The 23,612-nt window shown below is 32.4% G+C and carries 17 protein-coding genes; 10 read left to right on the top strand and 7 right to left on the bottom strand.

Going from position 1 to position 23,612, the window contains the following annotated elements; all coding sequences use genetic code 11:
• Positions 1 to 263: 263 nt before the first annotated feature.
• The 4 genes from hflX to AWN65_RS01040 form a co-directional block, all read right to left on the bottom strand.
• A complete protein-coding gene (gene hflX, locus AWN65_RS01025) occupies positions 264 to 1,484 on the bottom strand; it encodes a GTPase HflX (protein WP_060381462.1) in 1,221 nt (406 codons plus the stop codon).
• 96 nt (positions 1,485 to 1,580) lie between these two features.
• A complete protein-coding gene (locus tag AWN65_RS01030) occupies positions 1,581 to 3,017 on the bottom strand; it encodes a DUF5689 domain-containing protein (protein ID WP_060381463.1) in 1,437 nt (478 codons plus the stop codon).
• A 6-nt stretch (positions 3,018 to 3,023) separates the two neighbouring features.
• Entirely contained in the window at positions 3,024 to 3,656 is a 633-nt protein-coding gene (locus AWN65_RS01035; RefSeq protein WP_158447569.1) for a choice-of-anchor J domain-containing protein, read from the bottom strand.
• Positions 3,657 to 3,666: 10 nt separating this feature from the next.
• Positions 3,667 to 6,477 (bottom strand): carboxypeptidase-like regulatory domain-containing protein, encoded by a 2,811-nt coding sequence (locus AWN65_RS01040; protein ID WP_060381465.1) that lies wholly within the window; start codon positions 6,475 to 6,477, stop codon positions 3,667 to 3,669.
• Positions 6,478 to 6,615: 138 nt separating this feature from the next.
• Between AWN65_RS01040 and AWN65_RS01045 the strand changes: the two genes are divergently transcribed.
• The 4 genes from AWN65_RS01045 to AWN65_RS01060 all read left to right on the top strand — a co-directional run bounded on the left by AWN65_RS01045 (position 6,616) and on the right by AWN65_RS01060 (position 11,582).
• The gene (locus AWN65_RS01045; RefSeq protein ID WP_060381466.1) at positions 6,616 to 7,707 is read left to right on the top strand and encodes an endonuclease/exonuclease/phosphatase family protein; all 1,092 of its coding nucleotides are present in this window, start codon (positions 6,616 to 6,618) and stop codon (positions 7,705 to 7,707) included.
• Between the two features lie 52 nt (positions 7,708 to 7,759).
• Positions 7,760 to 8,290 (top strand): 3-hydroxyanthranilate 3,4-dioxygenase, encoded by a 531-nt coding sequence (locus tag AWN65_RS01050; protein WP_060381467.1) that lies wholly within the window; start codon positions 7,760 to 7,762, stop codon positions 8,288 to 8,290.
• A 78-nt stretch (positions 8,291 to 8,368) separates the two neighbouring features.
• Positions 8,369 to 9,937 (top strand): L-piperidine-6-carboxylate dehydrogenase, encoded by a 1,569-nt coding sequence (gene amaB / locus AWN65_RS01055; protein WP_060381468.1) that lies wholly within the window; start codon positions 8,369 to 8,371, stop codon positions 9,935 to 9,937.
• A gap of 496 nt (positions 9,938 to 10,433) precedes the next feature.
• Complete coding sequence (locus AWN65_RS01060; protein WP_060381469.1) at positions 10,434 to 11,582, top strand: cystathionine gamma-synthase; 1,149 nt, start codon at positions 10,434 to 10,436, stop codon at positions 11,580 to 11,582.
• A gap of 48 nt (positions 11,583 to 11,630) precedes the next feature.
• Here the strand turns inward: AWN65_RS01060 and AWN65_RS01065 are convergent, their stop codons facing one another.
• The gene (locus AWN65_RS01065; protein WP_060381470.1) at positions 11,631 to 12,434 is read right to left on the bottom strand and encodes a THC0290_0291 family protein; all 804 of its coding nucleotides are present in this window, start codon (positions 12,432 to 12,434) and stop codon (positions 11,631 to 11,633) included.
• A gap of 194 nt (positions 12,435 to 12,628) precedes the next feature.
• On the opposite strand from AWN65_RS01065, the gene gdhA reads away from it, so the two are divergent.
• The 4 genes from gdhA to recO all read left to right on the top strand — a co-directional run bounded on the left by gdhA (position 12,629) and on the right by recO (position 18,094).
• Positions 12,629 to 13,972 (top strand): NADP-specific glutamate dehydrogenase, encoded by a 1,344-nt coding sequence (gene gdhA / locus AWN65_RS01070; RefSeq protein ID WP_060381471.1) that lies wholly within the window; start codon positions 12,629 to 12,631, stop codon positions 13,970 to 13,972.
• A 107-nt stretch (positions 13,973 to 14,079) separates the two neighbouring features.
• A complete protein-coding gene (gene porZ / locus AWN65_RS01075; RefSeq protein ID WP_060381472.1) occupies positions 14,080 to 16,368 on the top strand; it encodes a type IX secretion system anionic LPS delivery protein PorZ in 2,289 nt (762 codons plus the stop codon).
• A 6-nt stretch (positions 16,369 to 16,374) separates the two neighbouring features.
• Complete coding sequence (locus tag AWN65_RS01080) at positions 16,375 to 17,370, top strand: acyltransferase family protein (protein ID WP_081078368.1); 996 nt, start codon at positions 16,375 to 16,377, stop codon at positions 17,368 to 17,370.
• A gap of 4 nt (positions 17,371 to 17,374) precedes the next feature.
• Entirely contained in the window at positions 17,375 to 18,094 is a 720-nt protein-coding gene (gene recO, locus AWN65_RS01085; RefSeq protein WP_060381474.1) for a DNA repair protein RecO, read from the top strand.
• Positions 18,095 to 18,100: 6 nt separating this feature from the next.
• On the opposite strand, the gene AWN65_RS01090 is transcribed toward recO, so the two are convergent.
• Positions 18,101 to 18,766 (bottom strand): hypothetical protein, encoded by a 666-nt coding sequence (locus AWN65_RS01090; RefSeq protein WP_060381475.1) that lies wholly within the window; start codon positions 18,764 to 18,766, stop codon positions 18,101 to 18,103.
• Between the two features lie 5 nt (positions 18,767 to 18,771).
• The gene (locus AWN65_RS01095; RefSeq protein WP_088466442.1) at positions 18,772 to 19,482 is read right to left on the bottom strand and encodes a hypothetical protein; all 711 of its coding nucleotides are present in this window, start codon (positions 19,480 to 19,482) and stop codon (positions 18,772 to 18,774) included.
• Between the two features lie 156 nt (positions 19,483 to 19,638).
• On the opposite strand from AWN65_RS01095, the gene ileS reads away from it, so the two are divergent.
• Together ileS and AWN65_RS01105 are read left to right on the top strand one after the other, a co-directional pair.
• Complete coding sequence (ileS, locus tag AWN65_RS01100; protein WP_060381477.1) at positions 19,639 to 23,106, top strand: isoleucine--tRNA ligase; 3,468 nt, start codon at positions 19,639 to 19,641, stop codon at positions 23,104 to 23,106.
• A gap of 56 nt (positions 23,107 to 23,162) precedes the next feature.
• Positions 23,163 to 23,543 carry a TraR/DksA family transcriptional regulator gene (locus AWN65_RS01105; RefSeq protein ID WP_060381478.1) on the top strand — a complete coding sequence of 127 codons (381 nt, stop codon included), beginning with the start codon at positions 23,163 to 23,165 and terminating at the stop codon, positions 23,541 to 23,543.
• Positions 23,544 to 23,612: the final 69 nt, after the last annotated feature.

Raw genomic sequence — 23,612 nt, forward strand, 5'->3', positions numbered from 1 at the left:
ATAAGTTGTAACGTGCAAAGTTTTGATTGTTAGAAAAAGGAAAGGTGTTAATTTAAGCAAAAAGAATAAACAACAAATGCTTCTATAGTTTTGTGAAAAAGATAACAAAAAGAGGAGGCATCCAAAAAAGTAAATCTTGTGGTTTTCTTTAATTGATTTGTTCTTCTTGGTTAAAAATTGAAATACTTTAGAATACAAGATTATGATGTAAGTAAAAGTTATAAACTAATTGTTTTACTTTTTTGGATGCTTTCTCTTTTATTTTATTCTCCATCAGCTTCTTTATAATCAGGATATAAGAAATTATTATAAGGAAATCGTGTAATGTGAATTTGTCTTACAGCTTCGTAAACTTTTTCTCTAAATTCTTCGAAATTATGTTTTTCAGTGGCTGAAATAAATAAAGCATGATTTTCGCCTAGGCGGTTCATCCAAGTGTTTTTCCAATCTTCAAGAGTGTAATGTTTGGTTGTTTTTTCAGTAATCAAATCATCTTCTGCTATGGTTAAATGTTGGTAAGAATCAATTTTATTAAATACCATAATAGTAGGTTTATCTGAACTCTTGATGTCTTGTAAAATTTGATTAACCGACTCTATATGGTCTTCAAATTCAGGATGTGAAATATCTACTACGTGTAGTAAGAGATCAGCTTCTCGGACTTCATCTAGTGTGCTTTTAAAAGATTCGACTAGTTGAGTGGGTAATTTTCGAATAAATCCTACTGTATCTGAAAGGAGGAAGGGTAAATTTTTGATTACTACTTTTCTTACTGTAGTGTCTAAAGTTGCAAATAATTTGTTTTCAACAAATACTTCACTTTTTCCAACGGCGTTCATAAGAGTAGATTTTCCTACGTTAGTATAACCAACTAAGGCAACGCGAACCATAGCCCCTCTATTACTACGCTGAATAGCCATTTGTTTGTCTATGGTTTTAATTTTTTCCTTTAATAAGGCAATGCGATCGCGTACAATACGGCGGTCGGTTTCAATTTCTGTTTCTCCAGGACCACGCATTCCAATGCCTCCTCGTTGACGTTCTAAGTGTGTCCACATACCTGTTAGTCTTGGGAGCAAATATTGGCATTGTGCTAATTCAACCTGCGTGCGAGCATATGAAGTTTCGGCACGTTGAGCAAAAATATCTAAAATAAGATTGGTACGATCTAATACTTTACAATCTAATTCACGTGTAATATTTTTTTGTTGTGCGGGCGAAAGTTCGTCATCAAAAATAACTGTTTTGATGTCGTTTTCTTTAATGTATAGATTGATTTGTTCAAGTTTTCCTGTTCCTACAAAAGTTTTTGGATTGGGTTTATCCATTTTTTGTGTAAAACGTTTCACTACTTCACCACCAGCAGTAAAGGTCAAGAACTCCAATTCATCTAAATATTCATTTAGTTTATCTTCGTTTTGGCTTTGTGTTACGATACCTACAATTACAGTCTTTTCAAAAATATGTTTTTCTTTTTCTAACATTGCATTTAATTGAGGTACAAAATTAAGCAATAAAACGATAGAAATAAAAAAACCCAATTCATGAGAATCGGGTTTTATAATAAATTTATTTTTTATTTAGTTTACTACGATGTCATCTATGTGAATTGTAGTTGTTCTAGCTGGACTAAGACTGTATCCTCCTGAATATTCAAAAATGATATAACCATTGCCTGTTAAATTAACGGGGAAATTAAATACACCACTATTAACGAAAGGTTTCGTTGTGCCAGTTAGAGTACCTGAAGCAATTGTAAAATTAGAAGTTATGTCTGTCAAAGAAGCATCGCTTACTTTTGAAAAAGGAACATAGTTAGTAGAATAGTAAACTTTTAAAACACTTCCTGTATTAAAGCGATCCTGTGTTTTAAATGACATACTATTTGCTGCTGTAAAGTCTACAGGAACAATAAAATAAGATTTATTATTTTGTTCTTGTCCGCTAGATGCAGAGTTAAAAGCAGACATAACGATGTATTTATTACTGCTAAAGCTAGTTACATACCAATATTTAGATCCTAATAAAGGGTCATTAATATATTTAGGAAAATCTTTTGTTCCAGTTGTAACACTTCCAGCGGTATAGGTATCAAAATTTTCTGTAAAAGATCCAGAATATGTTAAAGCAGAACCTCCTAAAGCAGGAGCTAAATCAACTTCTTTTCTGTCTTCAGTTAACTGAATGTCTCTTTCTGTGCGCGGTATAAATTGGTAATCAGAACCAAATTTTGTTAAGATACCTCTAATTTTACCATTTTTGTTAGAAATGATTTTACTAGCAAATTTTGCAAACTCACTAATTCTTACAATAATTTTATTACCATTTAAATCTGTTATTAAATGATTTGTTGCGCTACCTAAATTGTTAAGAGTCGGGTCGAAGTATTTTTTACCAACCGAAGCATCTAAAAATTGAACATCCTTTAATTCAATTAATTTATTGATATAGGAATCATTTAATATTTGATTGATGAATAAAGGTTTTTTAACAATTCTTTCCTCTCCTACGTTTTCGCATGACTTTTTGATGATATTTTTATAGGTAACGAAAGAAATTCTTCCAACCTGATCGTCTGCGGTGTTATTAGGTGTTTCATTATTAAAGATTTCACCTATTATTGTAGAAGCGTTTTTATTGGCGTAAGATAAGCCATTCATTTTTATATAAACTTTTCTTCCTGGCTCAAATTCAGTATGTAAATTGCTTTGATCTACAGGTATACTAAAGCCTACAGTACCAGATCCGTTATCAATTGATTCGAATGAAATAGATTTGTAAAAAGTACCTCCTTCGTCGCTTGACGTAACTACTGCCTCAATGATATCATCTGCTTTATGAGTTGTAAAGCCACTAGTAGGAGCTTGAGTTGTAAAATCAGTAACTTTTTTATTAGCTGTTAGACTTTCACAAAGATTATTCGTACTAGGTGTATCGAACTTTTCATTTACACAGGCTACGCTTGTACATAGTATAAACGAATAAACTAAAAAACTTTTAATATTTATATTTTTCATAACGTCTTAGTTCATAAAAAGTTTAATATTGTCTAACTGATAAGTAGTAGTTAAACCGCTTGTTTTGTTTCCTGCGTACTTAAACGCAATTTGGATGTTTTTGCCTTTATAAGCTGATAAGCTAAGGATTCCGCTTGAAATGAATTTATCTACTTCTGTAGAGGTAGGTAACTTAACGTTTAAAGGAGTCCATGAGGCAGTACTTATACCTGCTTTTGTACCGTCGTAATTTTCAGAAATCAAAACCGTTAAATTACTACCTGTCCAAAATCTAACTTTAGTATCGAAAGAGAAAAAAGTTTCTTTTTCAGAATCTAATTTGGTGCTTGGAATGATCAACCATGCTTCATCTGTTGTGTTAGGAGCAGAATAGAAAGATGAAAATTCAGCATACTTATTAGAGTCAGCTAAACGGCTGTTCCATAATCTAGATCCTGTTGTGCTTAGATTATAATTAGACCAACCTTTAATATTGATGGGTATTTCTGTAGATCCTGAACCTGATGTTGTTGCTTCAAAGTTTTCAAATAAATAAGCAATTTTAATTTCAGGGATATCAAAATCCTTTTCCTTATCACAAGCCATGAATAATCCAGCAGCGATAACTGAAATAATAATTGAATTAAAAAAATTTTTCATAGTTGTGTTTTTAGAAATTAACATATAAATTCACAAAGAAATTTCTTCCATAACCGTAGAAGTATTTTGAGCCAAAGGTTCTGATGCCGCTTTGTGAGTCTTGGTTTAGTAAAGGGAATGTTGCTTTTCTTGATTGTTCAAAGCCACCTGTTTTAAATACTTTGTCAAGAACGTTATTAACTGTAGCAAAGAACCCAAAGGTAACTCCTCCTTTTGCTCTCCAAGATTTACCTCCACTTAAGTTTAGTAAGAAATAGGCAGGTAATCTTTCTTGTTGAAGTGCTTTTCTTACAGAAGTTTCATTAACACCATCGTAAGAAATCCCTGTTTTGTCATCAATAGTAAAATTATTTGTTCTTAAAATATTTGAAATACCAACATAAGTTTGATCAAAATAGTTATAATTAGCACCTATATACCAAAAGTTAGGATTACGATATTCTAAACCAAATGAACCTGCTATTTGCGGCATACCACCAACTCTATATCCTTTTAGATATGTTTTTCCAAAATCTTCAATAGGATACTTGTTAGATTCTGTTGCAGCAGCATCATTATTAACTCTAAGAGTTGGATTATTATCATAAGTATATTCACCGTATGAACCAGCCAACGAAGCTTTAATTGTTGATGTAATTTGGTATTCTACGCCTAACTCACCACCTATATTTTTTCTGTTCATACCTGTAACGATTTCACTAACAAAAGCATCTTCGTTACCATCATTCGTATCTTCATCAGCAACGCCCTCACCAAAAAAGAAAGCCACATTAGTTGCGTTTGATACGGTATTGTAAAATCCTGTAATTCTAGATTTAAATTTAGGTGTACGGATGATATAACTAGCGTCTGCACTTACTATTTTTTCATTAGCAAGATCAATCGTTACATTGTTGTTGTAACGTGCATTTGCAAACGTATTTCTTAAGTTAGGAGCTTTCGTTAAAAAAGCACCATTAAAGTCTAGTAAATGACGACTAGATAATTTAAATGTTATTCCTCCTTTTAGTCCGTAGTTTTCAAAAGTAGGACGTTCGCTTTTTCCGAATGAATTAGAAGCATATTTTCCATTTTTATATAATCCTTCTCTTTCGTATTCAGATTTAGAGAAAGTTTGAGAAAAATAAAAATCAGCTTTTTTAAAGTTAAATTTAAATTGTGTAAAAGCGTCAACTACAGTAGCTCTTAAGTTATAATTATATCCAAAAATATCATTAAGATAAATTTTTTGATTAGGATTATTTAAGTCAAATTGAGCAAAATTTCCTTTTGAAACATAAAAAGGGTCAAAGTTTTCTGTGTATTTTGCACCTAAAAGATCTGTTACTACAGCATATTGATGTGATTTTAATTTTTTGAAATTTACACCAGCATTAATACTTATATTTTCAGAAATTTGAGAATTTAATATAGAATTTGCCGTGATTTGTGTGTCGTCGTTTCTTTGCTCAGTCAATAAGTAATAGGCTTTTCCAGCTACATTGTTGGGGTTTGTATTAGCATAATACATTTCATCCCAGTTAATTTGACCATTGTTTTTAAAATCAGCTAAAGCGTTTGCAGCTCTTGCGTAATCTGGAATCCATGCACCTGTATTTTCATTTGTTAAGTTTAGATAAGTGCTTGGCAACTTTTTGTAGTATGTAGGGTCAGGATTATTACCACCTGGATATTCTAGTCTTGCATTGGCAATAGAACCCGATTGAAATGCTAAATTAGTATTTAATCTCGTTTTGTCGTTAAATTTCCAGTAATGATTTAACATCATAATAGGCTCATTTATGATACGGTCTCTACTATTGCGTTTTTTTCCTTCTTGCCAACCCCAATATGAATTGTATTTATATCCTTTGATATCAGTTACCTCGTTCGTATTAGGAGAAGTTCTACCTCTTCTATTTTGAGCATAAATAGAAGTGAAGTTTAGAACATGTTTTTTACCAAATCTTTTTTCAACACTTGCAAATAATGAATTGGCCGCCATATCCGTTCCTTCAAAATGTCCTTCTTGAGCCCATCTTCTACTAGCAGATACAACAAAAGCCCACCCTTTACTGTCTAGACCAGAAGCATGAGTACCCATTGCTCTCCAGTTATAGTTAGTGTTAGTTCCTGAAAAAGAAACTCGTGTTCCAGGTCTGTATAAAGAAGCTCTAGTGTTTATTTCTTGAGTACCTAATATACTACCAAATGTATAGTCTGAAGCGGTACTTCCCATAGTGAATTCTTGATTTCTAGTGGCATCGTTAAGACCACCCCAGTTGCTCCATTGCGGGCGACCGTCAAATAATTTATTCATAGAAACACCATTTATCATAGTATTCCCGTATTCGTTATCTAATCCTCTAATTCTAAAACGAGCCCCTCCCCAGTTAAATGCAGCAGCTTGTTGATAAGTATCTCTTGTAGCCTGTAAAAGACCTGAAGTGCTTTCTGAACCGCTGTTGTCATCACTCAAATCATTTTCTGTTAAAGTAACTAAGCTTAATTGTTGTTCTTGATTTTGAGAATCATCTTCAAGAATAATTAGTCCTAAATCTAAAACTTGATTAGCTATAATTTCTAAAGATAGAAGCTGCTCTTTGTAGCCATCTCCTTTAATTTTTAAAAGTTGCTTGCCTACTGGAACACCTTTAATAGAAAATTTACCATCTGAGTTGGTTAACTGTGATAAATTAGTGTTTTCAATAGTAGTTACTACATTCTGTAGAGGCTTATTAGTTTTATAGTCAATAACCTTCCCTGAAAATCCTGTTGGTTGTTGTGCAAAAACTAAAACAGCCTGTAGTACCAATAAGGTACTAAAAACTAGTTTTTTCATAAATAAAATTAAAAATTAATTTACTTTTCCTATATTTAAATCGTTAAAAATAGGGTAACAAATGTATGACATTTGATATAATTATTTACTTTTGATGCGAAAATATTCTGTGTCTTAATGATTTTTTAATATAAAAGTATGAAATTTACTAAAATTACTTGTCTGTTTTTTATTATGTTAGCGATTGATGGTGTTGCGCAGACAAAAAGAGTAGCTGTTAACACAATAGCATTTTACAACTTAGAGAACTTCTTTGATACTGTAAATGATCCTAATACGAATGACGAAGACTTTGTTTACTCTCCTGAAAATTACGCAAAAAAAATAGATAACTTAGCTCGTGTTATTTCACAATTAGGAACAAGTGATAAGCAAACAAATGCACCTGTAGTATTAGGAGTCGCAGAAATTGAAAACCGTCGTGTCTTAGAAGATCTTATTAAACATCCCTTACTGATTAATTTAAATTACGGAATTGTGCATTTTGATTCCCCAGATCGTCGCGGTATAGATTGTGGATTTTTATATCAAAAAAAACATTTTAATCCAAGTAGTTATCAAAATTATCCTTTGATCATTTCAGAAGATCAACAAGATAGTAAAGCAAAAGATAAGGATAAAAATGAAGGAGATACTGATGAAAATATTGTAGATGTTAAAACGAAAAGAATTTATACAAGAGACCAAATTTTGATGACAGGTACTCTTGATGGCGAAGAAATGAGTTTTATAGTGAATCACTGGCCTTCACGCCGAGGAGGAGAAAAAGCAAGCAGTCCATTGCGTGAAGCTGCTGCGGCATTAAACAGAAAAATAATAGACTCCTTACAAACCGTTAATCCTAATGCGAAAATCTTTACAATGGGCGATTTAAATGACGGACCATTCAATAAGAGTGTTAAAGAAATTTTAGGAGCCAAAGGAGAAATAGAAGAAGTAAAACCACAAGGATTGTATAATCCAGCAGAAAAAATGTTGAAAAAAGGAATTGGAACCTTAGCACATCGTGACGCGTGGGATTTCTTTGATCAAATTATTTTTACAGAAGCCTTATTACCTCATAATAATGATTATTCAACATGGAAATATTGGAAAGCAGGTGTTTATAATAAATCATTTATGATCCAACAAACAGGACAATATAAAGGATATGCCCTTAGAAATACAAGTGAAGGGCCTGGTTTTTCAGATCACTTTCCTTCCTATATTTACTTAGTTAAAGAATTTTAAAAAATAAATCCCGAATAAACGGGATTTTTTTATTCATAATTTTATATAAAAAATGTCAGTGCAACAACCATTCAATTTAAATAAGTGGATAGAAGATAATCGTCATCTTTTAAAACCACCCGTAGCTAATAAAAATCTGTATGTTGATTCAGGTGATTATATTGTAATGATAGTGGGCGGGCCTAATGCTCGTAAAGATTATCATTATAACGAAACAGAAGAGTTGTTTTACCAAATAGAAGGAGAAATAACAATTTACATTCAAGAAAATGGTGAAAAAAAAGAAATCAGGCTAACCGAAGGAGATATGTATTTACATCCAGCTAAAATTCCCCATTCACCTAATCGAACAGAAGGTTCTATAGGTCTAGTAATAGAACGTAAAAGACCCCAAGGAACAGATGGTTTATTATGGTTTTGTGATAACTGTAACCAAAAACTACACGAGGTATATTTTAGCTTAAATGACATTGAAAAAGATTTTCTTACTCACTTTAAAGAATTTTATTCTTCCGTAGAAAAAAGAACCTGTACAAATTGTAGTCATGTTATGAAAACAGATCCTCGATTTGTTGAAGAATAATAATTACGGACTCAATTTTTTAGATAATAAATCATAAATTTGCATTCGATTTTAACAAAACTTGATAAAAAAGTTACAATGTCAACAATAACACAATCAGCAGTAGCTCAACAATTTGGAATTGTTGAAGCGTTAGAACAATTAGGCGTAAAAGAAATCAATTTAGGGACATCAACTGGATCTAATTGGTTTGCTAATGGTGAAATCATTGAATCATATTCACCTGTAGATGGTCAATTAATTGGAAAAGTACAAGCTTCTACAAAAGAAGATTATGAAAGAGTAATGGAAGCGGCTACTACCGCGTTTAAAACTTTTAAAATGATGCCCGCTCCTAAACGTGGAGAAATTGTACGTCAATTTGGAGAAAAATTAAGAAAATATAAAGAACCTCTAGGAAAACTTGTTTCTTATGAAATGGGTAAATCCTACCAAGAAGGTTTAGGAGAAGTGCAAGAAATGATTGATATCTGTGACTTTGCAGTGGGTCTTTCTCGTCAATTACATGGTTTAACAATGCACTCTGAGCGTTTTGGACATAGAATGTATGAGCAATATCATCCACTAGGAGTAGTAGGAATTATCTCTGCTTTTAACTTTCCAGTAGCGGTTTGGTCTTGGAATACAGCTTTAGCTTGGATTTGTGGAGACGTATGTGTATGGAAACCATCCGAAAAAACACCTTTATGTTCAATAGCTTGTCAAAATATTATTGCTGAAGTTTTAAAAGAAAATAATTTACCAGAAGGTATTTCTTGTATCATTAATGGTGATTATAAAGTGGGTGAATTAATGACACATGACAAAAGAGTCCCTTTAGTATCTGCTACAGGTTCAACTCGTATGGGGAAAATAGTTGCGCAAGCTTGTGCCGCACGTTTAGGAAATTCATTATTAGAATTAGGAGGAAATAATGCCATTATCGTTACTCCAGATGCGGATATTAAAATGACCGTAATAGGAGCTGTTTTTGGAGCTGTAGGTACTGCAGGCCAAAGATGTACTTCTACTCGTAGATTAATTATTCATGAGAATATTTATGATAAGGTAAAAGATGCTATCGTAGCAGCTTATGGTCAGTTAAGAATAGGGAACCCATTAGATCAAAACAACCATGTAGGACCACTTATTGATACAGATGCCGTTGAAGCATATAATAAAGCCTTAGAAAAAGTGGTAGCAGAAGGAGGAAATGTTATCGTTCCTGGTGGTGTATTAACAGGTGAAGGATATGAAAGCGGTTGCTATGTAAAACCAGCAATTGCCGAAGCTCAAAATCATTTTGAGATTGTTCAACACGAAACGTTTGCACCTGTATTATATTTATTAAAATACACAGGAGACGTAATGAATGCTATTGAAATTCAAAACGGTGTAGCACAAGGTTTGTCATCAGCTATTATGACAAATAATTTACGTGAAGCAGAAGCGTTCTTGTCACACGCGGGTTCTGATTGTGGTATTGCTAATGTAAATATTGGTACATCAGGAGCAGAAATTGGTGGCGCATTTGGTGGTGAAAAAGAAACAGGTGGGGGGCGTGAGTCTGGATCTGATGCTTGGAAAGTATACATGAGAAGACAAACAAATACAATTAATTATACAACTGATTTGCCTTTAGCACAAGGTATTAAATTTGATTTGTAAGATTTTATAAACTATGTTTAAAAAATTGTTGGAAAATGATTGTTTCAAAATTTTAAATATATTTAAACTTAGTTTTGATGATAATGAGCTCGGTATTTTATCGAGCTCATTTTTTTTAAATTAGATTTGAGTTTCTCGTTGTTCAATAACGTGTTGTATTATTGTATTTTAAGAGGTCTTATTCTGAAATAAGTTTATTTTTATAAAACTAAAATATAGAACGATATTCAGAAAGTGAATTTGGTATTTAGAAGAATTTAAAAGATTTATTTGTAATGCTTACTTATCTAGTTCCATAAATAAAATAAAAGAATAGCAGAAAAGAAACCTTTATAAAAAATGGTGCACAAGTGTTTAATTAATTATTTTTGTTCAGACAAAATGTCTTTTTGATTTTAAATTAAAATGATAAAATTGTCGGAAACTAATAATTAACTTATTTAGATACAACAGTAAAAGATAATATTATATTATTCTAAAAATAAAATTTAAATATATGAAATTTAATACAAAAACCATACATGGTGGTCAACAACATGATCCCAGTACAGGGGCTGTTATGCCTCCTGTTTATAATACCTCTACTTTTGCACAACATGATCCAGGTGTTCCAAATAATGGATATGAATATAGTAGAGCAGCAAATCCTACTCGTACAGCCCTAGAAAATGCCTTGGCAAGTATAGAAAACGGAACACGTGGATTAGCTTTTTCTTCTGGTTTAGCGGCTACTGACTGTGTTTTAAGAGGGTTAAAAGCAGGAGAAGAAGTAATTGCTATGGATGATTTATACGGTGGAACCTATCGTATGTTTACCCGTATTTATAAAGAATCAGGTATTAAGTTTCATTTTGTAGATATGAATGATCTACCAAAATTTGAATCATTAATTAATGAAAATACTCGTTTAGTTTGGGTAGAAACGCCTACTAATCCATTAATGAAATTGGCTGATATTAAGGCTATTGCAGATATAATTAAAAAGTATTCTAATATTCTTTTTGCTGTTGATAATACATTTGCAACACCTTATTTACAAAAGCCACTGGATTTAGGAGCGGATATCGTAATGCATTCAGCTACTAAATATCTAGGAGGACATTCAGACGTAATTGCTGGGGCTTTGATCGTAAAAGATGAAGCGTTAGGAAATCAATTGCATTTTCAACAATTTGCTACAGGAGCTACTTTAGGTCCTAATGATTCATTTTTAGTTTTAAGAGGAATTAAAACATTGCATTTACGTGTTCAACGTCACTGTGAAAATGGAGTTAAAATTGCTGAATTTTTAGTAGATCATCCCAAAGTTGAAAAAGTATATTATCCAGGTTTAGAAAACCATCCTTTTCATGAAGTAGCAAAAAAACAAATGATAGGAGGCTTTGGAGGGATGGTAACTTTTACATTCAAATCAGGAGCTAAGCAAGATGCTGTCGATTTTTTAAAGAAATTAAAGGTCTTTACTTTGGCAGAATCTTTAGGAGGTGTAGAATCATTAGCCAATCATCCAGCTCTTATGACACATGCTTCAATACCAGAAGATAAAAGAAAAGAAATAGGTATATCAGACGATTTAGTACGTTTGAGTGTGGGGGTTGAAGATATTCAAGATTTGATAGAAGATTTGCAACAAGCATTAGCATAAAAAAGCCCTTTCTAGGGCTTTTTTGTAATTCTTCTTAAAAATTTATTGTTAATTTAAATAATAGATATATCCAAAGTTTAACCAAACTAACCAATCATTGGCTTTGTTTTCAGGATATAATTTTTGGTTTGGGTTCAAACCGTCTACCCAGTTTGAATTAAAATATTGCCAACGTAAGTCAATTACTAAATCAGACATTAAATTTAATTTATATCGAGAACCCACACTTCCTACAATAGACCAAGTACTGCCAGAATCATTAGAAAAACCATGAGGTTTTCCGTCAGAAGGACTCCAGTATTTTGGAAAAATATTATTTTGATTTAAAAGAATCCCATCTCCATAAGAAGTTTTGACTTGAGGATTGAAAAAACTATACTGAGCACCTAAACTGATGTATGGTGCAAAACTTCCTGCATAAGCTGAAAAATCACGAATGCTCAAGGGGTAATATTCTAACTGAGCTCCAATATTGGTTATTGAAGAAGAACCTTCCATTGCATTTAATTGTCTACCACCAATAGAAGATTTATCTGCTAATTTGCCAAAATGATTTAGTTTGGTTTTGTTGTATGATAACTCAGCTCTTACTTTAAAGTGGTCATTAAAGTAGGTGTCATGTGTGTAACAATTACAATCTGAGCGGTAGGCAAAATTTAGATAGTATGCAAGCCCAATCCCTATTCCTGTATTTCCTGCGTCTGTTTCTAAATTATTGCGTTCCCCATAATCTGATTGAAAAGCAACAGGTCCGACCACCAATCCTAGCTCATTGGAAAAACCAGACTGAGCAAATAAATTAGAATTCGCCCCTAAAAGAAAAAATAAAATAAAATAATATATTTTCTGCATAAACTCATACTTTAGCTTGATTAGACAAATATATAAAAACATCACCCATTCTTTAGATAAAATATTAAAAATATTTAGAAAAAAGCTTGAATTTTATTAAATTTTTACTATGTAAATTATTCAGATAAATGTATATTTGCTCACCAAACAGAAAAACGTTTTTTATATTAAAACGAAAATAAAAGAATAAAATTATGTCGCAAAGTATCGAAGCTTTTGTTGAAGCAGTTGCAAAAAACAATCCAAACGAACCCGAATTCTTACAAGCTGTAAGAGAGGTTGCAGAAACAGTTATACCTTTTATTGAATTAAACCCTAAGTACCAAGGAAAAACATTATTAGAGCGTATGGTGGAGCCAGAGCGCGTAATTATGTTCCGAGTAGCGTGGGTAGATGATAAAGGTCAAACGCAAGTTAATAAAGGATATCGTATTCAAATGAATTCAGCTATCGGACCATACAAAGGAGGGTTACGTTTCCATCCTTCTGTAAACTTAAGTATTTTAAAATTCTTAGCTTTCGAACAAGTTTTTAAAAACTCTTTAACTACTTTACCAATGGGTGGTGGTAAAGGAGGTTCAAACTTTGATCCTAAAGGAAAATCAGATAACGAAATTATGCGTTTTTGCCAAGCATTCATGACAGAATTATCACGTCATATCGGTGCTGATACAGATGTTCCTGCAGGAGATATTGGTGTTGGAGGTCGTGAAGTAGGCTATATGTATGGTCAATACAAAAAATTACGTAACGAGTTCACAGGAGTATTAACAGGAAAAGGAATTACATTTGGAGGCTCATTAATCCGTCCTGAAGCTACAGGTTATGGTGATGTGTATTTTGCTCAAAATATGTTAGCTACTAGAAGCGAAAGCTTTGAAGGTAAAACAGTGGTAGTTTCTGGATCAGGTAATGTGGCTCAATATGCTATCGAAAAAGCAACTCAATTAGGAGCTAAAGTTGTTACAGCCTCTGACTCTTCTGGATATATTTATGATGCTGATGGTATTGATGCAGATAAATTAGCTTACATCATGGAAATTAAAAATGTAAGATACGGTAGAATTAATGAGTATGTAGCTAAATATCCAAACGCTAAATTCGTAGAAGGAAAACGTCCTTGGGAAGTAAAATGTGATATTGCATTACCATGTGCAACTCAAAACGAATTAAACGGAGAAGAAGCTCAATTATTAGTCAATAATGGATGTATTTGTGTAGCTGAAGGAGCTAATATGCCTTCTACTCCAGAAGCTGTTGAAATTTTTATCAAAAACAAAATTTTATTCGCTCCTGGGAAAGCTTCTAATGCAGGTGGTGTAGCTACTTCAGGTCTTGAAATGTCACAAAACTCTTTACGTTTAAGCTGGACTAGAGAAGAAGTAGACCAAAGATTACAACGTATTATGAGTGATATTCATGAAGCGTGTGTTACTTATGGTAAAGATGAATCTGGTTTTGTAGACTACGTAAAAGGCGCAAATATTGCTGGTTTCGTAAAAGTAGCAGATGCTATGTTAGCACAAGGAGTAGTATAATCCTAAATTATATATAATTTTAAGGCACTTGTTTTCAAGTGCCTTTTTTATTTATACAAAAATAAACTTGTTTTTAGAGTATATTTGTTGCAAGAAATCAGAAAGACATGAAAAATTGTACTGCATTTTTATTTATACTCTTAAACTTTTCTTGCGTTTTTGCTCAAGAACTCAACCCTTGGCAAGGCTATTATTCCTATAATGCAGTTAAAGATCTTGAATTAGTAGATAATAAAATACTAATAGCTGCTGATAATGCCTATTTTTTGTCTAATTTAGATACAAATCAAAATGAGAAAAAATCAACAATAGAAGGCCTTTCAGGAGATCCTATCACACAAATTCATTATAGTCCAACTTATAATAAAACCATTGTAGGGCATTCAACTGGGTTGGTTATTATTGTTAATGAAACAGATGGTTCTATGTTTTATTTAAAAGGAATAGAAGAAAAATCTAATATTTTAGCAAGTAAAAAAAGAATCAATCATTTTGAAGAATACAAAAACAAAATATACATATCAACAGGATACGGTATCACTGTTTTAGATATGGATCATTCCCAATTTGGAGATACATTTTTTATAGGCGCAGGAGGAACAGAGCAAGACATTGTTAGAACAACTATAATTCATGATACCATTTACGCAATTGTAAAATCAAATGGACTTTATGCAGCCAAGTTGAGTAATCCTTTTTTGATCGATTTTAATCAATGGACTATGGTACAACCAGGGAGTTGGTTTGGTTTAAAATCTACTAAAACAAAAAATATTTTATTATCAGAGACGGGAGCCATACATGAGTTGAAATCAAATAATTCGCTTTCCTATATAACCTCCGTTTTACAAAGTCCGAAAGATATTAATTACAATGAAGATAAATTAATTATAACGTCATCTAACTATATTGATATTTTTGATGAAAATGGCATTGTGATACAACAATTAATTTGGAGAGATCAATTTCAATCATTTTTTACAAACTCATCTTTTAAAAATAATAAAATTTATATAGGAACAGAAAGTAATGGTTTGTATTCGATGGATTTAAATAATCCTCAGGTTGTCATTAACTTAACACCAAGTTGCCCAGAAAAAAATCGTTTTTTTAGAATTAAAGCAACTAACGATATACTTTGGGGTGTTTTTGGAGGGTATAACAGACAATATAATCCTTATGGGTATTGTTGTGGAGGACCTAGTAAATCTGGACTTAGTGTTTATTCTAATGAAAAATGGATAAACCTGCCATATAAAGATCTATTAGAAGCAAGAGCTCTTTCAAGTATTGCTTTTAATCCCAAAAATAAAAACGAAGTATTTGTAGGTTCCTTTTTTAGCGGATTACTAAAATTAGATAATCTTACTCCCACTAAATTATATAATAAAGAAAATACTCCACTAAAAGATGAATTAATTGCTAACGTCCTTCTTGTAAATACACCTAACTTTGATTTGAATGGAAACTTATGGATCACGAGTAGTAGAGCAGAAAATGCACTCTTTAGCCTTGATAAAAATAATAATTGGAAAGACTATTCATTCAAAAATATTTCTGTAAACCCTAAAGAAGAAAATTTTTCTTCAATGAAAATTGATAAAAATGGGACTAAATGGTTAGGAACACTAAAAACAGGAGTAATAGGATTTAATGAAAAATTAAATAAAAATATAATTATTAATAATGTTAAAGGAAAAGGAAGCCTACCAGATAACGATATTCGCTCTTTAGCCCTCGACAACAATAATCAATTATGGATTGGTACCTTTAATGGTTTGCGTTATTTATCAAATACTAATTCTTTTTTGACAGATACTAACTTAGATACAAAACCAATTATTTTATTGGAAGACGGTACGGCTCAAGAACTTTTTTATCAATCTAATATTTTAGATATAGAAGTAGATGGAGCAAATAATAAATGGGTTTCGGTTGAAGAATCAGGTGTTTTTTTAATTTCCCCAGATGGACAACAAACAAAATTACATTTTACAAAAGAAAATTCACCTTTACCTAGTAATATAATAGATGATATTGAAATAGATCAAACAACAGGTAAAGTCTATTTTGCAACTAATAATGGGACTGTTTCATATCAAAGTTTAGCTACTGTAGGTGCTAAAGATTATTCAAACACCTATATTTATCCTAATCCCTATAGACCAGAACATAAAGGAATGGTTAAAATTACAGGATTAAAAGATAAAAGTAATGTTAAAATTACGGATATAGAAGGGAATCTAGTTTTTGAAAACATTTCACAAGGAGGTACTATTGAGTGGGATACCCTGTCTTTTGCTAAAACGAAAGTATCATCAGGTGTTTATGTAGTGTTAGTTTCAGATCAAGAAGGAGAAGAAACCGTTGTTAAAAAGCTTTTAATTATTCGATAAATATAGATGCTAAGAAAAAATAGTATTAACTTCCTTCGTTTTTTAATGGCCAATATAATCATGCTGGCTCATTTAGCAGAGCTAACAAAGGATAAATCATTGTATTTTTTAAGTTGTTTTTGTAAATCCAATTTAGCGGTTAGTGGTTTTTTTGTCCTAAGTGGCTTTTTAGTCACTAAAAGCCTAGTAAATACCCCCAATTTAAAAATGTATTTTCTAAAAAGGGCAAAACGTATTTTACCAGCATACATTACAGTAATAATTCTTTCTGTAATAATTTTATCGGCTCTTTCCACTCTTTCTTATCAAGATTATTTTAGTGATAAGATGACGTGTCGTTATTTTTTTTGGAATCTATTTTTTTTAAATTTCATAGAACCCTGTCTTCCAGGTGTATTTGCTGAAAATCCGATTCCTTTTATAAATGGCTCTCTGTGGACTATGAAAATAGAAGAAGGTTTTTATATTATATTACCTATCTTATTCTATTTAATCAACAAATTTAAAAATAAAAACAAAGTCTTAGCCTTTTTTTACCTAGCTTCTATTTTATATTCTTATGTAATGTTAGAATTGTTTCATTTACCATTATTTGAAAAACAACTCCCAGGAAAATTAGCTTATTTTATTATTGGCATCTATATTTATCTCAACTTTAATTTTTTTATTAAAAACAAGTGGAAGTTTCTAACAGGAGCGTGGTTTTTATTTTTAGTTCAAATATATGGTTTGAATATGGACCTCTTTTTTCCTTTTGTGTTAGGTGTTACAGTGTTGTTTTTTGCTTATTCGCTTCCTTTTTTTAATAACTTTAGTTCAAAAGCTGATTATACGTATGGCATCTATCTCTATCATTTTCCCATAATACAACTGTTTGTATATTTTGAATATTTTAAAAAATACAATCCTTTCTTTGTAAGTTTAATAATGATTTTATTAACCTATATAATTGCCTATTTTTCATGGCATTTAATTGAAAAACGTTTTTTAAACCGTAAATGATTTTATGCTAACAAAAACTAAAGCAATCGTTTTAAGCACTATTCGCTATCAAGAAAAATCCCTGATAGTAAAATGTTTTACACAAAGTCAAGGTGTAGTTTCTTATTTTGTACCTTCTGCTTTTTCTAACAAAAAAAATAGTCAACGTATTGCGTACTTTCAACCTCTAACTATTCTTGAAATTGAGGTTAATCATAAAAACAAAGGAGGGTTGAAATATTTTAAAGAAGTTAAAGTAGCAGTTCCTTATCATACTATCCCTTTTGATGTTGTTAAAAGTACTATTGCCTTATTTTTATCCGAAATTTTGCATTATGTAATTAAAGAAGAAGAAAAAAACGAATCCCTTTATTTATTTTTAGAAACTGCCATGACATGGTTGGATACCCATGATCATGCAGTCAATTTTCATCTTAACTTTTTAATAGAATTAACTAAATTTTTAGGTTTTTATCCAGATCTAACGAATGCTGATTTTCCCTTTTTTGATTTGAATGAAGGTTGTTTTGTTTTAGAAGCTACTTCTTCTGTTATAGATGAGGAAATCTCTCAGATTTTAAAACTTTTTATGTCTTCAAGTTTTGATGATACTGCCAATTTTAAATTAGATTATTTAAAACGTCAAAGGCTTTTAGAAGTTCTTTTAGATTTTTATGCCTTACATATAGAAAATTTCAAAAAGCCTTATTCATTAGAGGTTTTAAAAGAGTTTTACCATGTCTGACAATATTTAATTACTAGAATAAATAAAAACCCTGGCTGTAGTACCACTAATATTATGCTCAATCCGATAACCTGCACCACTTGGAGCGTCGGCTTTTATATTTATTCGTAAGGTATAGGTGCCAGGTGTGGTAACTGTAATATTTCCTGATAAGTTGGAGTAATGAGTTTCCTTCAAACGATTTCCTCCACTAAAAAAAACAGTTTCATGTGCAATTGTATTGTCGCTCCCAGTATTTAAAATACATTCATAGGTTAGAACTCTAGTAGAAGCATGATAAGCAGGTGGGTTGCTTGTAATGGTGTTATCACAAAGACGATAAGGAATTAAACAACTGATTTGTAATACCTGATTAGCCACACTTGTAGTTACAGTAGCACTATACAAAGTGTTAGTAGTTTGTGTATCGCTTGTTATATTCGTATCCAAAGTAAAAGAAGGTTCTAAGGAAGTGAATAATTTAGATGGTCTGTCTGCTTTTGCCAGATTTCCTAGTGCATCTGCTACGACAAAATAAGGATAGGTAGTGCTGTTAGAACCATCATTTAAAGTTCTAATCCTCGTCGTTCCATTAACATCTAAAGTTGCTGTTGGTGTGTCTGTTCCAATTCCAACTTGTGCTATCGAAAAATTAGAAACCAAAATAATAATTGTTTTTATAATATTTTTCATGTCTCTTAATTTACTGAGGTTAGTTTTAAATAATTTGTTTTTCCCACAGTAGTAGGATTATAGTTTATTCTAAATGAAGATCCGTTAATACAATTAGTCTCTACACGAACCGTAATTGTATATGTACCCAGTGTAGGTAATGAAATCTGAGAACTCAAATTAGTACCATAAATTCCAGTTTCTTTGAAACTTCCACTTAGATATTGAGTTTTTGCTGCAATTAATTTATTGGTATAAGAGCCCCCATTTAGGTAAATAAAAGTCTTTACAACACGAGTATCCGCGCTAAAAATTAAAGGTGTTCCGTTGTGCCCAGGTGGAGTAGTTGATGCAAACGCAGATATTCTAAAAGGAAGGTCTAAATTAACGTCAACAACTTGATTGGGTTTTATAGTAGTAAAATTTTGTGTAATCATATCAAAACCTGCCGTACTTGTCGTATTCCAATAATATACCGCTAAAGTAGATAAAACATCTAAAAAAACATGCCCGTCAGTATAGGCTCCTCCATCCGTTAGTACCGTATTGGAGCTATTAGTTACCAATGTTTTTGAATAAGTATTCGCATTATTTCCATCAGGTAAGTTCTCTATTCTTAGATCACCATTAATATCTAACGTTTCGGTAGGAGTTGTGGTGTTAATCCCAACGTTTGATTGAGCGTAGGAAATGATTGTGCACAACCAAAGAAAAAAGGGTATATTTTTTTTCATCATTTAGGAGCTCATTAAGGATGAACGTAAAAATACATTTTTTTTTAATTTTTTAGACTAATAATTATTTTATTTGTTGTATTAAATATGTCTTTTTTTTTTGCTATTGATTTATAAATCATTACATTCGCCGATTGATTTTTAATAGAATATAACGATATGAATTTCAACGAATACAAAGGACTTAACTTGCCAACAGTGGCCTCTGAAGTACTTGATTTTTGGAAAAAAAACAATGTCTTTGAACAATCGGTAACTTCACGTGACGGAGCTACCCCGTATGTGTTTTTTGAAGGACCTCCTTCAGCAAACGGTTTACCGGGTATTCATCACGTAATGGCACGTGCGATTAAGGATATTTTTTGTCGTTATAAAACTCAAAAAGGGTTCCAAGTAAAGCGTAAAGCGGGTTGGGATACGCACGGACTTCCTGTAGAATTGGGGACCGAAAAAGAATTAGGTATCACCAAAGAAGATATTGGAAAAACCATTACGGTAACTGAATACAACGAAGCATGTAAACGTACCGTGATGCGTTATACCGATGTTTGGAATGACCTTACTGAAAAAATGGGGTATTGGGTAGATATGGAAGACCCGTATGTAACCTATAAATCCAAATACATGGAATCAGTTTGGTGGTTGCTAAAACAAATCTATACTAAAGATTTATTATACAAAGGCTACACGATTCAGCCGTATTCACCAAAAGCAGGAACAGGATTATCTTCCCACGAAGTAAACCAACCAGGTTCGTACCGTGATGTAACTGATACTACGATAGTAGCGCAATTCAAGAGCCTCACCCCAGCCCTCTCCGAAGGAGAGGGAGCCAACAGTGTGGCTAAAGCGTTTCGCATCTCTCCTCCTTCGGGGGAGTTGGAGGGGGTCTTCTTCCTAGCTTGGACGACTACGCCTTGGACGTTACCAAGTAATACTGCTCTTACCGTTGGTCCTAAAATTGATTATGTTTTAGTAAAAACCTTCAATCAATACACGTTTGAACCAGTTAATGTGATATTAGCTAAAAACTTGGTTTCAAAACAATTTGATAAAAAATATAAGTCGGTAGAAACTAATGATGAATTTAAAGAGTTAGAAGATAAGTTTCTACATGTTCCCCCTTCGGGGGCTAGGGGGCTAATCCCTTACCAAATTTTAGAGGAATGTAAAGGTACAGATTTAGTTGGAATCAAATACGAACAATTATTGCCTTGGGCATTACCATACCAAACGCCTGAAAACGCGTTCCGAGTAATTGCAGGTGATTTCGTTACTACCGAAGATGGTACAGGTATCGTGCATACGGCACCTACCTTTGGTGCTGATGATGCTAAAGTAGCAAAAGAAGCAACTCCTGAAGTACCACCGATGTTGGTGTTAGACGAAAACGGAAATCCAGTTCCTTTAGTGGATTTACAAGGTAAATTTGTAGCACAATTAGGAGAATTCGGTGGTAAATACGTTAAAAATGAATATTACAACGAAGGCGAAGCCCCTGAAAAATCCGTAGATGTAGAAATCGCAATTTTATTAAAAGAGCAAAACAAAGCCTTCAAAGTAGAAAAATATGTTCACAGTTACCCACATTGTTGGAGAACTGATAAACCCATTTTATACTATCCATTAGACTCTTGGTTTATCAAAGTAACGGAGGTGAAAGAAAGAATGTTTGACTTAAACGAAACCATCAACTGGAAGCCAAAAGCTACGGGTGAAGGACGTTTTGGAAATTGGTTGAAAAATGCTAACGACTGGAATCTTTCACGTTCGCGTTATTGGGGAATTCCATTGCCTATCTGGAGAACGGAAGACAAAACAGAGGAAATCTGCATAGGCTCAGTGGAAGAGTTGTTCAATGAAATTGAAAAAGCAGTATCAGCTGGCGTAATGACGGAAAATCCATACAAAGGTTTTCAAATAGGAAATATGGAAGAAACCAATTACGACTTAGTTGACTTACATAAAAATGTAGTAGATACTATCGTTTTAGTTTCTCCATCTGGTAAACCAATGAATCGCGAAACAGATTTAATTGATGTATGGTTCGATTCAGGTGCAATGCCTTATGCACAATGGCATTATCCATTTGAAAACAAAGAATTGATAGACGGAAACCAATCCTTCCCCGCTGATTTTATTGCAGAAGGAGTTGACCAAACACGTGGATGGTTCTATACGTTACATGCTATCGGAACTTTGGTTTTTGATAAAGTAGCTTATAAAAATGTAGTTTCTAACGGATTGGTATTAGACAAAAACGGACAAAAAATGTCGAAACGTCTAGGAAATGCTGTAGACCCATTTGAAACTTTAAAAGAATATGGTCCTGATGCGACGCGTTGGTATATGATTTCCAATGCAAATCCTTGGGATAACCTGAAATTTGATATTGAAGGAGTAGCAGAAGTACGTCGTAAGTTTTTCGGAACATTATACAATACCTATTCATTCTTTGCGTTATATGCTAACATTGATGGATTTGCTTACAAAGAAACAGAAATACCTTTGGAAGAAAGACCAGAAATTGATCGTTGGATTTTATCGGAATTGCATACGCTAATTCAAACGGTTGATGAAGCTTATGCAGATTACGAACCAACGAAAGCGGCTCGTGTGATTTCTGATTTTGTTCAGGAAAATTTAAGTAACTGGTATGTACGTTTATGTCGTCGTAGATTCTGGAAAGGTGATTACGGAACAGATAAAATCGCGGCGTACCAAACTTTATATACTTGTTTAGAAACAGTAGCTAAATTAGCAGCGCCTATTGCACCGTTCTTTATGGACCGCTTGTATAAAGATTTAAATGCAGCGACTCAAAAAGAAACTTTTGATAGCGTACACCTTGCTAACTTCCCAGTTTACCTTGAAAACTGTGTTGATAAATCGCTAGAAAGCAAGATGTTGAAAGCGCAAACCGTTTCTTCTTTAGTATTGTCTTTACGTAAAAAAGAAATGATAAAAGTACGTCAGCCGCTTCAAAAAGTAATGATACCTGTGTTAGACGAAGTACAACGTACAGAAATCGAAGCAGTGTCTGATTTGATTAAGGCAGAAGTAAATGTAAAAGAAATTGAATTACTTGATGATGCTTCAGGTATTTTAGTAAAGCAAATCAAGCCTAATTTTAAAGCATTAGGACCTCGTTTTGGAAAAGATATGGGGGCAGTTGCAAAAGAAATTCAAGGTTTTTCACAAGAACAAATTGCAGAAATTGAAAGAAAAGGAGAAATAAACGTTGCTGTTTCTGGAAATACTACTACTTTGACAATTCAAGATGTAGAAATTACATCTCAAGATATTGAAGGTTGGTTGGTAGCAAATGCAGGAGGAATTACAGTTGCTTTAGATATCACTATTTCAGATGAATTAAAAAAAGAAGGAATTGCGCGTGAATTGGTTAATCGTATTCAAAATATTCGTAAAGATTCTGGCTTTGAAGTAACCGATAAAATTAAAGTTACAATGATGACTCAAAATGAAATAGAACGTGCTGTAACAGATAATTTAGAATACATTCAAACAGAAACCTTAACAGAACAATTGATCTTTGCTGAAAATATAGAAAACGGCACAGAAATTGAATTTGATAATCTCAAAACAAAAATTTATATAACAAAATAAACAACGTTTATAAAAAACAAACTAAACTAGATATTAACCAAAAAACGCATTAAATTATGGTGGAAGAACAAATTAGATATTCGGATTCAGATTTAGCGGAATTTAAGGAGTTAATCCAGACTAAATTAGAAAAGGCCAAAGCCGACCTAGAACTTATAAAAAGTGCTTATTTAAATGATTTGAATAATGGTACTGATGATACCTCTCCTACATTCAAAGCATTTGAAGAAGGAAGCGAAACTATGAGCAAAGAAGCTAACTCCCAACTGGCTACCCGTCAAGAAAAATTCATAAGAGATTTGAAAAATGCCTTAATTCGCATTGAAAATAAAACCTATGGAATTTGTAAAGTAACGGGTAAATTAATTGCAAAAGAACGCTTAAAATTAGTTCCACATGCTACGATGAGTATCGAAGCTAAAAATTCGCAAAAATAAAATAGAGAAAACAATTTGCAAAACGCTCTTGAAAAAGGAGCGTTTTTTATCTTATTTAAGTTTCCTTAA

This window comes from Flavobacterium covae (assembly GCF_001534645.1).
Lineage (GTDB): Bacteria > Bacteroidota > Bacteroidia > Flavobacteriales > Flavobacteriaceae > Flavobacterium > Flavobacterium covae.

Coding starts and splice junctions, on each gene's coding strand:
- hflX (WP_060381462.1), bottom strand. CDS start 1,484: ATGTTAGAAAAAGAAAAACATATTTTTGAAAAGACTGTAATTGTAGGT.
- AWN65_RS01030 (WP_060381463.1), bottom strand. CDS start 3,017: ATGAAAAATATAAATATTAAAAGTTTTTTAGTTTATTCGTTTATACTA.
- AWN65_RS01035 (WP_158447569.1), bottom strand. CDS start 3,656: ATGAAAAATTTTTTTAATTCAATTATTATTTCAGTTATCGCTGCTGGA.
- AWN65_RS01040 (WP_060381465.1), bottom strand. CDS start 6,477: ATGAAAAAACTAGTTTTTAGTACCTTATTGGTACTACAGGCTGTTTTA.
- AWN65_RS01045 (WP_060381466.1), top strand. CDS start 6,616: ATGAAATTTACTAAAATTACTTGTCTGTTTTTTATTATGTTAGCGATT.
- AWN65_RS01050 (WP_060381467.1), top strand. CDS start 7,760: ATGTCAGTGCAACAACCATTCAATTTAAATAAGTGGATAGAAGATAAT.
- amaB (WP_060381468.1), top strand. CDS start 8,369: ATGTCAACAATAACACAATCAGCAGTAGCTCAACAATTTGGAATTGTT.
- AWN65_RS01060 (WP_060381469.1), top strand. CDS start 10,434: ATGAAATTTAATACAAAAACCATACATGGTGGTCAACAACATGATCCC.
- AWN65_RS01065 (WP_060381470.1), bottom strand. CDS start 12,434: ATGCAGAAAATATATTATTTTATTTTATTTTTTCTTTTAGGGGCGAAT.
- gdhA (WP_060381471.1), top strand. CDS start 12,629: ATGTCGCAAAGTATCGAAGCTTTTGTTGAAGCAGTTGCAAAAAACAAT.
- porZ (WP_060381472.1), top strand. CDS start 14,080: ATGAAAAATTGTACTGCATTTTTATTTATACTCTTAAACTTTTCTTGC.
- AWN65_RS01080 (WP_081078368.1), top strand. CDS start 16,375: ATGCTAAGAAAAAATAGTATTAACTTCCTTCGTTTTTTAATGGCCAAT.
- recO (WP_060381474.1), top strand. CDS start 17,375: ATGCTAACAAAAACTAAAGCAATCGTTTTAAGCACTATTCGCTATCAA.
- AWN65_RS01090 (WP_060381475.1), bottom strand. CDS start 18,766: ATGAAAAATATTATAAAAACAATTATTATTTTGGTTTCTAATTTTTCG.
- AWN65_RS01095 (WP_088466442.1), bottom strand. CDS start 19,482: ATGATGAAAAAAAATATACCCTTTTTTCTTTGGTTGTGCACAATCATT.
- ileS (WP_060381477.1), top strand. CDS start 19,639: ATGAATTTCAACGAATACAAAGGACTTAACTTGCCAACAGTGGCCTCT.
- AWN65_RS01105 (WP_060381478.1), top strand. CDS start 23,163: ATGGTGGAAGAACAAATTAGATATTCGGATTCAGATTTAGCGGAATTT.